The following is a 14,863-nucleotide window of genomic DNA, read 5'->3' on the forward strand; positions in this document are numbered from 1 at the left end:
CCACCCGACGACAGTTAAATATATTACTCGCACTTCCTTATTTCGTCAAATCTGCTTTTTGTTCGTTTTTTCATCCCTTATTTCTATTTTGTCAAGCAATATGCTCTATAAAACAGTACGTTTTATTAAGTATATTAAAATAAAGCACTTCTATAATTCGTTATACACGAACTTTACGCCTAAAAACTTTTTTGAAAAATTTTATTTATTTCAAAAGCCTTATTTTTAAGCAAAAAAATAGGATCTACTCACTACCCTAGAGTAAATCCTATCAATTAAATTTTACCTTAAATTAAGCTTGGTTGCTTAGTAATCTTCTTCATACCGTTCATGTATGGTACTAAAGCATCAGGAACAGTTACTGAGCCATCTTCGTTTTGGTAGTTTTCCAAAATTGCAGCTACACAACGACCCACAGCTAAACCTGAACCATTCAATGTGTGTGCTAAATGAAGCTTGCCGTTTTCATCACGGTAACGAATTTGAGCACGACGAGCTTGGAAATCAGTACAGTTTGAACAACTTGAGATTTCACGATACTTATCTTGAGCTGGCATCCAAACTTCAAGGTCATAAGTCTTAGCACTAGTAAAGCTGGCATCCCCAGTTGAAAGTGCAACGACATGGTATGGCAAACCTAACTTTTGAAGCAAATGTTCAGCATTATGAGTTAACTTTTCAAGTTGATCCCATGAATCTTCAGGCTTACATACCTTAACCATTTCGACTTTTCTAAATTCGTGCATTCTGATCAAACCACGAGTATCACGACCAGCAGAACCAGCTTCACTTCTAAATGCTGGTGACATAGCAGTTACATTGATTGGCAACTTGTCGCCGTGAATAATTTCATCACGGAAGTAGTTTACCAAAGGAACTTCGGCAGTTGGAATCAAAGTCAAATCACGAGGCTTATCTGGATCGTCATTATCAACAATAGTATAAACGTCTTCGTGGAACTTAGGGAATTGACCTGTGCCTTGCATTGAAGCGTCGTTTACCAAATATGGTGGAATAATTTCGGTATAGCCTTCTTTAGTATTTTCATCTAAGAAGAAGTTAAATACCGCACGTTCTAAAAGCGCACCTGCACCCTTGTAGTAAACAAAACGTGCAGCTGAAACTTTAGATGCGCGATCCCAATCCAAGATATCAAGATCAGTACCAATGTCCCAGTGGGCTTTTGGCTTAAAGTCAAACTTAGTTGGTTCATTCCACTTACGAACTTCTTCGTTATAACTATCATCTGGACCAATTGGATCAGAATCTGCAGGGAAGTTAGGCAAACGAAGCAAAATGTATTCTTGCTTTTCAGTCAAGTCTCTAATTTCACCATCTAAATCCTTGATCTTAGCACTAACTTCACGCATTGACTTAATGGCTTCGCTAGCATCTTCTTTATTACGCTTAGCTTCACCAATCTTCTTTGATACATCGTTACGTTCAGCCTTAAGTTGTTCACTTTGATTCAAAGCTTCACGACGTTTAGCATCAATTTCTACTAATTCATCTAATTGTTCAGGCTTAATCCCACGAGTAGCGAGTTTATCTTTAGCCCAATCAAGATTCTCACGAATCACTTTAATATCTAGCATCGAATAAAACCTCCATACAAAAAGAGCCGACTCATCCTACGATTGGGACGAATCGGCTCTACACGGTTTCGCGGTACCACCCATCTTCAGCTTACAAAGCTGCTCTCATTGATAGACGATAACGGCGTCAAACCGTGCAACTATTAATTGCCCACATTCTTGAAATCTGGAAGCGACATCCGTTCACTCACACCAACCGTGAACTCTCTGAAGTAGTCTTAGGATTTCGTGTTTGAAACTATTTTAAGCCATTCTTCTTTTTTGAGCAAATAATATTTTTCTTTAAATGAAAAAAGATTGGTAACCTGACCATAATCAACATTATATACATATCTAAAGCCTAATCTGCTAAGCAGTTTTTGTGAACGTTCATTATTTTCAAACGTTCCTGCCCAAATCTCTACTTGCTCTTCATTTTCAAAAGCATCCTTAATAATCAAATTTAGAGCTTCAGTCATATAACCATTGCCTTCAAAGTCTTGATCCAGCAAAAAGCCAATTTCTTTTGTCTTAAGAAGACCACTACGCTCGTCCATTCCGCGTTCATAAAGTTCAACCAGACCTATCACTTGTTCATTTTCTTTTAAACAAATGACAAAGCTTCCTTTTCTTAGGACATATTGACCTGCTGCTCTCTTTGCATCTTCAATATTTGTAAGCTGTTCAAATCCCGCCATTTTGTGATAACGCGGATTCTTTCCCCATTTTAATAAAATAGGCGCATCCTCAGTGCGGAAGCGCCGTAAAAATATTCTTTTCCCTGTAAGCATTATTTTCCTATTAAGTTAAAAAGCCATCTTGATCCATAAACCAATCCTAAACTATATGCCGCAATAGTCCATGGTTTACACAAAATGATAATCCAAAAGTAAGTCCAGAATTTCATTTCTGTTAATCCTGCCAATAAGCATAATACATCATCTGGTGCGGCTGGAGCCAAAATACAAATTGCGAAAAACCAATTAAATTTCTTTTGATTTTTCGTCCACTTCATATATTTGTTAAGCGTGTCTTCGGAAATAATATGGAAGATAAAGCTTCGACCATAATAACGAGCTAGGAAAAAATTAATCAATGACCCGATACAAATTCCCACATAGTTATAAATAAATCCCGGAACTGGACCAAAGAATATTACTCCTCCAAGAAGAGAAACACCACCAGGTATAATTGGAATTACTACTTGTACAATTTGAATCAAGACAAAAACTATTGGGCCGATAATTTGTTTGTTAGCCAAATACGCCTTCATTTTTTCTTGATCAGTAAAGATTCCTAATCGATACCAGTAAATAACCAGCAAAATGATAATAATACTACTGATAATAGTCGCATAATTAATCAATTTTCGACTAGTTTTTTCTGACAAATGCATGGTTTGTTTCATCTCCTTTATTAGCATTCTAATTTTAACAAAAAATAGTTGCATTGTGCAGAACTACTCGTTAACTAAACAGACAATTAAACTTTAGGCAAAGTTATTCTGACTTATAATAGGAGTGTTAATAACTTTAATAAAGGGGATTGATTCTATGGCAATCATTAAAAAAGATATTATCTACGACAAAGACAAAAACTTGGCAACAGACATTTACTATCCTAACGACACTTCATCTCATACTAAAATCTTAATCTTTTGGCACGGTGGTGGCTGGTTCCGTGGAAACAAAGAAAGTGTTAAAGCAGTAGGGATTAACTTGGCCAATGCTGGATTCATGACTTTCATTCCTGAATATAGTTTGGCTCCTAACCGTACTTTCCCTAATGCTCATGAAGATGCAGTTAATTTTGTAAAATGGCTTCTAGATTCTGACTATACTGATGAAAATGATGAAGAAAACATCGTCCAAATCGGTGCTAGCGTTGGCGGTACAATGGCAATCTACGTTGCTGGAAAATATGGCTTCCCAACAGTTACCTGGTCAGCTCCAATTGATTATTCTAAATGGATGAAAAATCACGAAGATGTAAAACCATCATATAAAGCGGCTGATGAATTTGGCTATACTGATAGTCATCAAATCGCTAATTCTTTCTATAAGTACTTTGCTCTAACTTATGCTGGTGGCAACATTCCTGCTACTTTGAAAAAAATGGACGCTAAAAACTATGAGTTAAATAATCTCGGTAGTTTAATGATGATTAATTCAGCTGATGAATTAACTCCATTAGATAGTGTCATGGATTTCATTAAATATCTTGCTCAAAATGATCATGAAGTCGAACTTTTAGTAATTAAAGGTCACGGTCATGCGATGGATTATGGAAAAGATTATCTTGATGAATCTCTAGACTTTTTATTCCAAACTATTAAAAGACAAAAATAATTAATATAAACAAAAATCCTGAGTTTTCTCAGGATTTTTCTTTTCTAAATAATTTTATAACCAACAACGGGATTAGCAGGCATATGAGTAAAATCATACGTTGCTAATTTTTCAAAGTCGGTATTGCCGTCAATAATCGTTGTTACACCTTGAGCAAGCATTAAATTCATTTGCTTTTCTTTATTAGGATCTTCAGTAAATGGCACTAAAACAACAGGCTTATGCATAGCGCGCATAAAGCCGATTTCAAATGCGGAACCATCATCAATCATATCCATATCGTACAAAAAGACGCCGCACGTTGCCAAAGAAATACCATTCAAATCATTTTGATATGTACCAACACGCCAAGTCATGCTGCGAATACCGCCAATTTCTGGATTCTTTTCTTCTGGATCAGTAAAACTTTGATCAAAGGGAAAGAAAACATTTGCAACTGTAGGATTTTTAGCTAACAATTCTTTTGCTTTAACGCTACGTTTTCTCTCGGCATCACTGTAAAAAGGTGAGCCTAAATAAATTCTAGCCGTGGGAATTTGAGTAGACATTTTTATTTTTCCTCCAAATTTTTTAATATATATTTTTGGACACTTCATTCTATCATGATAACTATTACAATTTTCATGAAATATGAATGACTAATGCTAGACTAATTATTTGTAAGCGTTTTATAATAGATATGACCAATTCTTTAAAAGGTAAGTACTTATTTATTAAAAAACAAAAAAGAGGTTAATTATGTCAAAATATCAATCAATTAATCCATATAACAACGAAGAATTCGCAAGTTATGACAATCCTACTGAAGAACAAATCGATGAAGCTATCAATTTAGCGCATACGCTTTATAAAAAATGGCGTCACGAAACGCCCGAATCTAGAGCCAAACAACTTCACGAAATTGCTGACGGTTTCCGCAAGCACGAAGATGAAATGGCAAAAATGATGACCCTTGAAATGGGAAAATTACTTAAAGAATCAAAAGAAGAAGTTGAACTTTGTGCCAACATCTGTGAATATTATGCAGAAAAAGGACCTGAGTTATTAAAGCCTGAGCCTCTTGAATCAGATTTAGGCAACGCATATTACCTCAAACAAGCTACAGGAGTTGTTTTAGCATGTGAGCCTTGGAACTTTCCACTTTATCAAGTAATCCGCGTCTTCGCTCCTAATTTCATCGTTGGCAACCCTATCATCTTAAAGCATGCTCATAATGTTCCCGAATCTGCAGCCTTGGCTGACAAAATTATCAGAAGATCTGGAGCACCAGAAGGAAGTTTAATCAATCTTTATCCAAGCTACGACCAACTTGCTACTATTATTCAAGATCCACGCATTCAAGGCGTTGCTTTAACCGGTTCTGAACGTGGTGGTATGGCTGTCGCCGAAGAAGCTGGCAAGAATTTAAAGAAATCAACCATGGAACTTGGCGGTAATGATGCTTTCATCGTATTGGATGATGCCGATCCACAAGTTTTGCGCAACGTCTTAAACGATGCAAGAACTTACAATGACGGTCAAGTATGTACCTCATCTAAACGAATTATTGTTGTTAAATCACGCTATACTGAAGTTCTTGATGATCTTAAAAATACTTTTTCAAATTTAAAAGCTGGCGATCCCCTTGAATCCGACACTACCTTGCCTCCAATGAATTCAGAAAGAGCCAAAGAAAAGTTAGAAGCACAAGTTCAAAAGGGTGTCGATGGTGGAGCCAAGATCTTTTATCAATATCCAGAAATCGATTCAAAAGGTGCCTTCTTTAGACCTACAATTTTAACTGATATTGATGAAAAGAATCCTATTTTTGATACCGAAATGTTTGGTCCTGTTGCCGAAGTATTCTGTGTTGAAGATGAAGACGAAGCAATCGCACTCGCTAATAATTCAAGTTATGGCCTAGGTTCATCTGTAATTAGCAGTGATATCACACATGCGCAAGACGTAGCTGCGCGAATTGAAACGGGAATGACTGTTATCAATGGTCGCTGGATTACTTCTGGTGAATTGCCATTTGGTGGCGTTAAGAAATCTGGCTACGGCCGTGAATTAAGCAACTTGGCTCATGGCATTTGTAAATCAGCATTTAGTAATCGACGTTACTAAAAATAATGAATAATAATATATACATATATGAAAAGAAAGAGATCAAAATAATGATCTCTTTCTTTTTACTTCTCATCAAAACGATGATTCTTGTTGAATAAATTATATCCTGAAAGCCCCGTTGTCATAACGCTTGCTAAAATAAGGAAATATGTTGAAGCACCAACTGACACTGCATAAGTAATCAACTGACTGGTTAATTGCTTAAAGATTCCTGTATTCGCACGAACGGTACTGGACATTTTGAAAACAATATAAATTAAAAATATTGTTTCAATTAATGAAAAAATAAATGAAATCCACTGGCTCTTTTTAGTATTCTTGAAGACGTTATAAATAATAACAATTGGAAATACGATTAAGAGAAGCCAAACAAGATAAAATATCAATGCATATACTACCGTTTGGCCAGATGAAATCAGTCGACCAGCTAGGCTTAATAAAACCTTCGAGATTGACATCTTTTCTGAATAAAAGCTACCAGCAACTGCCGCTCCCGACCCAGAAAACAAAACAACCAAACTAATAAAAGCAGTCAAGACTACCGAAAGTTGAATATAGCTAAATCTGCGTGTTTTAACTTCTTTAACCTTTTCAACACGATCTTCCACCTTGGGATGAGATTCTTGAAATTTTTTGCTTTGCGAACGAAACTTTTGACTATTTTCCTCAACCGAATTAAACAAATGCGATCCTGTTTGATTAATCTGTTCAGTTAAGCGTTGATCGGCTGTATAACGCTCAATTTTATCCGCACGGTCACATACAATAAACAGCCAAACTAGCAATGCTAAGAAAGCAATCCAACCTAATGAGCGTGAAAAACTCATCACAATTAAAAGAAAAACACCCAATAAGAATACAATTGTTGAATTAGTATGAATCCAAGTGATCATTTTTTGAACAACATTATTTTGATTACTTGGCTGACTTTGCTTGTTCTCTTTACGATAAGCCTTGCGACTCACAGGCTTACTATCGGCGTCCTCTTTTACAAAAAAATCTTCCTGATATTTTTTTTAAATTAAAACCACAAGTTGGACAGACCGTGTCTTGCTCTGCAACTTTATGTCCGCAGTTAGGACAAGTATTCATAAACGTCCCCCCTCTACTTATTTATGAATAAATTATATCATTTTACGAAAACAAAAAATCATGTAGCACTAAACTACATGATTTTCGTATTTATTACTTAAGATCTTATTTTAAATTATGCTTTTTATTTTTTCCCCAACTGAAGTCAACACCTTCGTATGTTAACTTAACAGCTGCAGTCAAAGTAATCGGCATAATGAATACTAAGATAAGCAAACCAACAATAACTGTCAAAGCAACTTCGATCAATGTTGGAATACCTGATGGAATCAATGCTGCGAATGTACCACCTAAGATGACCGCGGCTGAAATAACAACCGTACCGATGATACCACATGCCTTTAAGATTCTTTCACTTGGAGTAGAAAGTCCTTCTTCCTTAAGTTCATTGTATCTAGTCATTAAGAAGATACTGTAGTCAACACCTAATGCGATAAGCATGATGAAGCTGAAGAAAGGAGTGTTCCAAGTTAAGAGATCTCTACCAAGAACAGCCTTAACGATCCATTGGTTAATTGAAAGTGAGCAGAAGTATGCAATGAGCAAAGTACCCAAGATGTAAACAGGTTGAAGAAGTGAACGAGTTACGAACATCAAGGCAATTCCGATACCAACTAACATGATAGCAGCAGTTCTTACAAAGTCGCCGCTGGCAACATTCTTAGTATCTTCAATCTTAGAACTTTGTCCGCCCATAGCTACAGTGGCATTCTTAAGGGCTGTACCTTGAAGTGACTTCTTAGCCATTGCGCTAAGTTCTTGTGAACGCTTAGTTGCTTCAGTAGCACTTGGGTTTGAATCAAAGACAACGATCAACATTGCTGACTTCTTATCTGGGCTAAGGTAAACATCAATTGACTTTTGGAACATTTCATTCTTGATGAATTCCTTAGGAATGTAGAAGGTGTTAGCAGCTGCTGAAGATTGCAAGCCTTGCAAGTATGCTCCACCTTGGCCTAAACCGTTGTTAGCTTCATCTAAACCATTTGTGATCTTAGGCATGCTTGAAGCAAGACGACCGGCACCTGAACTAAGTTGACCAGCACCTGAGTTAAGTTGGCCAACACCGTTAGCCAATTGACTTGCACCTGAAGCGCCTTGAGCAAGTCCGCTGTTAAGTTGACCGGCACCGTTACTCAATGTACCTAAGCCTGAGCTAAGTTGGCCGGCACCTGAGTTAAGACGGCCAACACCATTACTTAAAGTACCAAGACCTGAGTTAAGTTGAGCCGCACCTGAGCCTAAGCTACTTGCACCGTTGCTTAATGTGCCTAAACCATTGTAAAGTTGGCCAGCACCTGAACTAAGTCTGTTAGCTCCATTCTGCAAGCGTTGAGCGCCTGCTACACCTTGTTGAGCTGCAGATTGAACTTGAGTTAAACCTGAACTTAATTGGTTAAGAGCAGTTGCTGCACCTGGCAAAGCTTGGTTAGAAGCTGTAGCTAATTGGTTAACAGCAGTCTTTAATTGACCAATTTGTGCAAGAGATGATTGTAATGCATTGGTATCTACACTTGGCATGGAAGCTGAAGATGAGTTCGATACAGAACCCATTGCAGATTCAAATGCTTTAGTTGCTGCTGCGGCAGCCTTTTGTTGATCTTCGGCTGATAAACCACTTGATGCTAAAGAAGATTCTAAAGTTGATTTATATGTTGCCGCCGCCTTTGAAGCGGATGATTGTTGAGCCTGCTTAATACTATCTTCAAGTTTAGATAAACTTGCAAGCATTGATTGGTATTGATTTACATCAATACCACTAACTTGTTGATTTAATTGTTGAATACCACTATTAATTTGTGGCAAAGCAGTTTGAAGTTGAGCAAGTTGAGCTTTATTAGCACCACTCATTTGAGTAGACAATTGATTGTTCAATTGGTTCAAACCGTTAACCAATTGTTGAGTACCAGTTGCTAAACTTTGAGATCCAGTTCTTAAAGTTCCGGCACCATTTTGCAATCTATTAGCTCCACTTACTAATGAGCTTGTTCCACTTTCTAAACGACCAGCACCTGTTTGAAGACGGTTAACGCCACTTACCAAAGTTCCTGTACCATTTTGAAGTTGGTTAGCACCAGCTTGCAAACGTTGAGCACCACTTTGAAGACGGCCCGCACCAGCTTGTAATCTTACAGTTCCGCTTTGTAATTGGTCAGCACCGCTTTGCAATCTGCCAGTTCCATCTTGAAGCTGTTCAGCACCACTTTGCAATTGTTGAGCACCAGTTGTAGCCTTTTGACTACCCTTGCTCAATTTACCTAAACCTGAACGAACTTGATCAACACCATCGTTAACTGTACCTAATTGGTTGTTTACGTAAAGTTGATCAATAGGTTCACCGTAAGGTTGAGTTACAGAAGTAGCAAATGAAACATCCTTAGATGCTTGAAGTTGCTTGGTTAATTGATCAATCAACTTCAAATTCTTTTCGTTATCTAAACGGTGATTACTCTTAATGTATAAGTATGATGGTTCAGCCATACCTTCAGAGAAGTGCTTTTGAACCACAAGAAGACCTTGTTTAGCTGGAACGCTATCAGCAATTTCATCAGTATCATCATAGTTAAGTTTTCCATTGTACATTAACATGAATGGAATCACTACAACTGCTAAAACAACCAAATAAATAATTGGATGCTTTAAAGTACTTGATGAAATACCATGCCATAACTTGTTTTCGCTTTCGCCGTTAAATTCCTTAACTGGCCAAAACATCTTCTTACCAAGAACAGCCATAAAGAATGGGTTCAAAGTCAAAAGAACAACTAACAAGGTGGCAACACCAACAGCAACACCAACGGCTGATTGGTAAACAGAGAACTTAGCTAAACTTAATGCAGTAAATCCGATTAAGATTGATGAACCTGAGTAAAGAATGGTCTTACCAGCATTACGCAATGCATCATGCATGGCCTTATATTTATCCATTCCTTTCCCCAGATTCTCTTTAAACTTGTCATACAGCAGGATGTTGTAGTCCGTTCCGATACCAAATAGAACGATAACCATAAATACCTGAGTAAAGTTTGAGAATGGGAAGTTCGCATGTTGAACTAAGTTTGTAACGATTGAGAATGATGTCAAGAATGACACACCAACTGTAAGCAATGAAATAAGTGGAACAATTGGTGATCTAAACACAATAATCAATACAATAAAGATGAAGACAACAGTAATTGCTTCTGTCTTCTTAATACCTTCTTGAATAGATTGTGAGAAGGCATTTTGCAAAATATCCGCACCAGTTACATAAGTACGAACGCCTTGCGTTTTAGCAGCATTACGGATTTGCGTTTCAACATCCCCAATACGACGATCTTCATTTCCGTCCTTCTTAGAAATGTTTAATTGCATTAACCACGTTGTGCCATCTTTTGATTGAAGCTTCTTACGCGTTGCAACATTGGAATCTGGTGCCAAAACATCAGTAATTCCATATTTACTCTTATTATTTTGGAATTTGTCGACTGTGTTATTAATCGCAGCCTTATCAGCATCAGTTAACTTACCGTGTTCCTTATTAAAAACGATCGCAACTTCATAGGTATTCTTTTTCTTTTTACCCCAATCATTTTGGATCGTTTGAGCAACTTCACTCTGGACGTTGCTTGGTAGTGAAATCGTTGAGTGTTCACTAGTTAATTGGCTAACATTCGGTAAAGCAATAACTGAGATGAGCAAAATTAAAATCCATGCGATCAGTGAGAAAACATGGTTTTTTAAAAACTTTTGCACTTCAACTTTCCTCCTAATCCTTACTCTTACTGCAGAACAGCTACTGGTCTAACTAAGCGCAAAATCATTTTATGATAATTTTCATTAGCTTCATTTTTGCTTTCTGATGCAAAAGCAGTTGATTTATCTAAGAAAACATAGCCTAAAACAGCGCCTACTAAGGCATGAGATGAAATGGCATCATTTTTCTTTAAATTCAACTTTTCGCCCAAAGCAAAAATGTTGGATATCTCTTGATTAATGGCATCATCTTTAGTGTATTCATTCAAGTGATAAAGAATACTGGACAATGTAGCATCATTTAAAACAAAGTTCCGTGTCACATCTGCAAAGGTCAATAAAGCATCCTGACCGGAAAGCCCCATCAAACTATCAACCAACTTGCCATGCAAAACCTTGATCCGGCTTGCACCAACTAAAGAAAGAAGCTGCTTGCGACCCGAAACATAATGATAAAGCGATTGTGAACGAACGCCTAAAGCTTTAGCCAAATTAGGCATTGTTGTTTCAGACAAACCTTTTTCACTAATTAATTCAATGGCTTTATCGATTACCTTGTTTAAATCAAGAGTTCTTTTTTGTGCCATTTGCATCCCTCCCTTTTCATAGCATGATAATAATATATCACTACAGAATGAAGATTACAATCTACAAAGTGTAAATTAGCAAAAATAAATGCAAAAAAATAAGATTATGCGCTTACATAATCTTATTTTCCTAATTAATGTTTATTTACCCATGTTTCAATGGTTTTACCCAACTTGGCAAAATTCTTATCGGTATTGCACCAAACTGACATACAGTATGAATGACCTCGATTTTGAACAATAGCAAACGCTGAATTGTCATCTCCAATACCATAAGAAGTACCTGAAATTTTGCTAGTCAATTTATTCTTTTGACCATGCATTGTACCTAAAACAGTGTAGGCATGTTGTCGCTTCAAGACGCGACCTTGATACAGCCCTTTAAGCGTGGCATCTAAATCATTGGCCGTAGTATGCCCAACAGGATCAGATGAAAACTTACCGACAATTTCAGTTTGATCTGCACCGAACTCATGAGCAACTTGATTTACGTATTTTTTACCAACTTTTCTAAGTAAGGCATTTGCAGCAGTTTTATTGCCGCGCATCATTGCTTGACGCAAATATGCAATACCATAAGCCATATTAAGTTGGAGCATTTGCTCACCCTTAACAAGATCAGATTTTTTAATCTTGATTGCAGTTTTGCGTCCTATTTTCCCACTTTGAGCTTTTTTATAAAGTGCTAAAAGCAAGTAAAGCTTCATCGTACCATTAGCATTCTGAACTCGTTTACTGTTGCCCAAACGCACATATTTAGATGAATTATTCAAATCTTGAAAGGCAACCTGATAAGTATTATCTTTGCCCATTACACTTTGAATCTTCTTAGCTAATTTCTTTTGGCTGCCTTTTTCCACAGTGACATTTGTAGCATATTCAGTTGAAGTGATTTTAGGAGCTTGAGGTTCTTTAATAGGTGCCTTCTTTTGCTTTTGACTTGTTTTAGGCTCAACAACCTTCAATTCAGAATTTTCAACACGGTGCATGTTAGATGTATAAAGTACAAAAGCAAGGATCGTTACAAAAAGAGAACGAATAAATATTTTATTTTTCATAATAGCCTCAATCTAGAAGAAATGGTGCTTTCGCATCAAAATTACTAGCCAAATCATTAGCGCTACAGTAATAATTGTTACCATAATCCAGTCAAACGAACTATGCAACATCGGCAAAGACACGTTCATTCCATAAAATCCCGTCATAATAGTAGGAACTGTAAGTACTAATGACCAAACCGTCAAGAATTGCATAGTATCGTTCAAGTTATTATTCATCATATTGTTCGATGTAGCAGACAAAGTTTTTGTAACTTGTTGAGAAATCTGAATCATTTCTGCAGACTGGTTTGATTCAATTAAAACATCGTCTAAGCGTTCACGCGCAGTCTTAGTAAATTCTAATTTAGAATGATCCAAACTATGAAGCATGATTAAATCAGTCTGAATAGAACTAGAAAGATAAACCAAACTTTTTTCAATATTAGAAAGTTCAACTAAATCTTTGTTGTTAATATCATCAGAAAGTTTTTGATCCAAACTATTTCTTTCTACATCAAGCTGCGTTACTGCCCGCTGGAAGTATTGAGATGCATAAAGCAAAAAAATCATCAAAAGTTCAGTAACATCTTTAGCCTCAGAAAGACGATGGCGCATTTGTTCATCATTAAACTCATCAAAGACATAACTAGTTGATTCTGTATGGAAAGTAAAAACATTTTCTCCAACCACCAAAAGCGTAATTGGGTGGGATGTAAAGTGCTTAATTGAATTAGTTGGCCAAATTGGCACATCATAAACCAACAAGTGACTATGCGTATGAACGTCATAATCGTAGTGCGGACGTTCGTGACGGTCGGAAATATATGAAATAATATCCGGCGTAAAGTTAAACTCATCCTGTAATTTATTACTGTCCTGTTCACTTAAGTTGCTGATATCATACCATTTGTATTTTGTTTCAATGGGGAAATTTTGTTGCCTAATCAACTAGCCTCACCTCTGCACAATTATTTTCAATATTCACTCTACTATCTTATCATTTTCAGGACATTAAAAAACAGACCTAATAGGTCTGTTTTTCTAAAGCTTAATTAAATTGATATTTAGTTTTATTGCTTCCAAGCAGCATCAAACTTAGATTTACCAGTATTAATTGCATTATTAACATTTTGGTTCTTTTGTGCAGCTGCAAGGATAGTTTGCATAATATTGCTCAATTGACTAAATGCAGCGTTTGAGTTCTTAGCAACTGGAACACTGTACAAGTTCTTCATTGAATCTTCAAGTTTAGCAGGAAGCTTAATGTCCTTGTTTGACTTGTATTCTTCTGAATCAATTGCAGCATTGTTTACAGGAATGTAACCAGTAGCGTTAGCCCACTTAATTTGGCTTGACTTAGATACTAAGAACTTAATGTACTTAAATGCTGCTGCCTTTTGTTCTGCAGTGGCATGATTGAACATGTAAATGTCAGTACCTTGTTCCATAGTGTACTTGCCTGGACGAGGAGCAACATCGTAAGTAAACTTATCGCCTACACCTTGCTTAACAAAGCCTTCACCTGCAGAAGTTCCGATAAACATAGCAACTTTTTCGTTAGCAAATGGGCCTGATAAGTAGTGTTCTGAACCAGCTACTCTGAAGTAACCCTTCTTAATACCGTCTGCATAGTAGTTAATAACTTTCTTTGAAGTTGAACCGCTAAAGTTAATCTTGTTAGTAAAGTCAACGCCGTTGTTCTTCATACCAATTACGTAGTAGTTTGGAAGTGAATCAAAGCCGGCACCAACAACCTTATGATTACTCTTCTTGTAAATAGTTTCTGAAACTTGCTTAAGTTCATCCATGGTAGTAGGAACTTTCTTAATACCATATTTCTTAAACATGTCCTTGTTGTAAGTAAGAGTTTCGATTGACTTGTTAAATGGAATACCATATTGAGTTCCCTTAATCTTAGCACCGTCTAACAATTCAGTTCTAAGGTCTGAAGCTTTAGCACTGCCCCAACCAACATTCTTATTGTTAATGTATGGTGTCAAGTTAACAAGCATCTTGTTTTGTGCAGCATTCCAAAGCCAATCTGGGTAAGCTTGCGTAATAGTAGGCAAGTTATTTGGTGATTGCAAAGTAGAATTGATCTTAGCTTGCAAATCATTGTATGCGCCTTGGTTTTCAAGCTTAACAGTGATCTTAGGATTTTCTTTTTCGAATTCCTTAGTCAATTCTTTCAAAGTTGATTGTTGCACACCAACCATACCATGCCAGAAAACAACATTAGTTTTCTTGGTAATCTTTGATGGAATCTTCTCAGAACTTGAAGAAGAATTGCTGCCATTTGAACAAGCTGCAGTTCCAATCAAAGCTAAACCAGCAACAGCTGCCATAGCAAGTTTCTTAGTAAACTTCATTTGGATATA

At 36.7% G+C, this 14,863-nt stretch carries 10 protein-coding genes and 2 pseudogenes; 2 read left to right on the forward strand and 10 right to left on the reverse strand.

What is annotated here, in order from left to right; genetic code table 11:
• Positions 1-287: 287 nt before the first annotated feature.
• From serS to JCM6256_RS02140, 3 genes are all read right to left on the reverse strand, one after another.
• Positions 288-1,595, reverse strand: coding sequence for a serine--tRNA ligase (gene serS, locus JCM6256_RS02130; protein WP_025080187.1), 1,308 nt, complete (start codon positions 1,593-1,595; stop codon positions 288-290).
• A 218-nt stretch (positions 1,596-1,813) separates the two neighbouring features.
• A complete protein-coding gene (locus tag JCM6256_RS02135) occupies positions 1,814-2,365 on the reverse strand; it encodes a GNAT family N-acetyltransferase (RefSeq protein WP_025080188.1) in 552 nt (183 codons plus the stop codon).
• On the reverse strand, positions 2,365-2,970 hold the full coding sequence (locus tag JCM6256_RS02140; protein ID WP_025080189.1) for a TVP38/TMEM64 family protein: 606 nt from the start codon (positions 2,968-2,970) through the stop codon (positions 2,365-2,367). The genes JCM6256_RS02135 and JCM6256_RS02140 overlap by 1 nt, the downstream gene beginning before the upstream one ends.
• Before the next feature lie 157 nt (positions 2,971-3,127).
• Here JCM6256_RS02140 and JCM6256_RS02145 point away from each other — a divergent pair, with 157 nt between their 5' ends.
• Positions 3,128-3,922 carry an alpha/beta hydrolase gene (locus JCM6256_RS02145; protein ID WP_025080190.1) on the forward strand — a complete coding sequence of 265 codons (795 nt, stop codon included), beginning with the start codon at positions 3,128-3,130 and terminating at the stop codon, positions 3,920-3,922.
• A gap of 44 nt (positions 3,923-3,966) precedes the next feature.
• Here JCM6256_RS02145 and JCM6256_RS02150 read toward each other — a convergent pair whose 3' ends face one another.
• Complete coding sequence (locus JCM6256_RS02150) at positions 3,967-4,470, reverse strand: nucleoside 2-deoxyribosyltransferase (RefSeq protein ID WP_025080191.1); 504 nt, start codon at positions 4,468-4,470, stop codon at positions 3,967-3,969.
• Between the two features lie 190 nt (positions 4,471-4,660).
• Here JCM6256_RS02150 and JCM6256_RS09445 point away from each other — a divergent pair.
• Positions 4,661-6,041: pseudogene (locus JCM6256_RS09445) on the forward strand (NAD-dependent succinate-semialdehyde dehydrogenase).
• Positions 6,042-6,093: 52 nt separating this feature from the next.
• Here JCM6256_RS09445 and JCM6256_RS09450 read toward each other — a convergent pair.
• From JCM6256_RS09450 to JCM6256_RS02185, 6 genes and pseudogenes are all read right to left on the reverse strand, one after another.
• Positions 6,094-7,123: pseudogene (locus JCM6256_RS09450) on the reverse strand (zinc ribbon domain-containing protein).
• A 105-nt stretch (positions 7,124-7,228) separates the two neighbouring features.
• Positions 7,229-10,858: an MMPL family transporter gene (locus tag JCM6256_RS02165; protein WP_025080192.1), complete on the reverse strand. Its 3,630-nt coding sequence runs from the start codon at positions 10,856-10,858 to the stop codon at positions 7,229-7,231.
• Between the two features lie 26 nt (positions 10,859-10,884).
• On the reverse strand, positions 10,885-11,445 hold the full coding sequence (locus tag JCM6256_RS02170) for a TetR/AcrR family transcriptional regulator (RefSeq protein ID WP_025080193.1): 561 nt from the start codon (positions 11,443-11,445) through the stop codon (positions 10,885-10,887).
• A 134-nt stretch (positions 11,446-11,579) separates the two neighbouring features.
• A complete protein-coding gene (locus tag JCM6256_RS02175) occupies positions 11,580-12,503 on the reverse strand; it encodes a serine hydrolase (protein ID WP_025080194.1) in 924 nt (307 codons plus the stop codon).
• 12 nt (positions 12,504-12,515) lie between these two features.
• A complete protein-coding gene (locus tag JCM6256_RS02180) occupies positions 12,516-13,433 on the reverse strand; it encodes a magnesium transporter CorA family protein (protein ID WP_025080195.1) in 918 nt (305 codons plus the stop codon).
• Between the two features lie 122 nt (positions 13,434-13,555).
• Positions 13,556-14,854, reverse strand: a complete 1,299-nt coding sequence (locus JCM6256_RS02185) for an extracellular solute-binding protein (protein ID WP_025080196.1) — start codon at positions 14,852-14,854, stop codon at positions 13,556-13,558.
• Positions 14,855-14,863: the final 9 nt, after the last annotated feature.

Source organism: Lactobacillus hamsteri DSM 5661 = JCM 6256 (assembly GCF_000615445.1).
GTDB classification, from domain to species: Bacteria; Bacillota; Bacilli; order Lactobacillales; family Lactobacillaceae; genus Lactobacillus; species Lactobacillus hamsteri.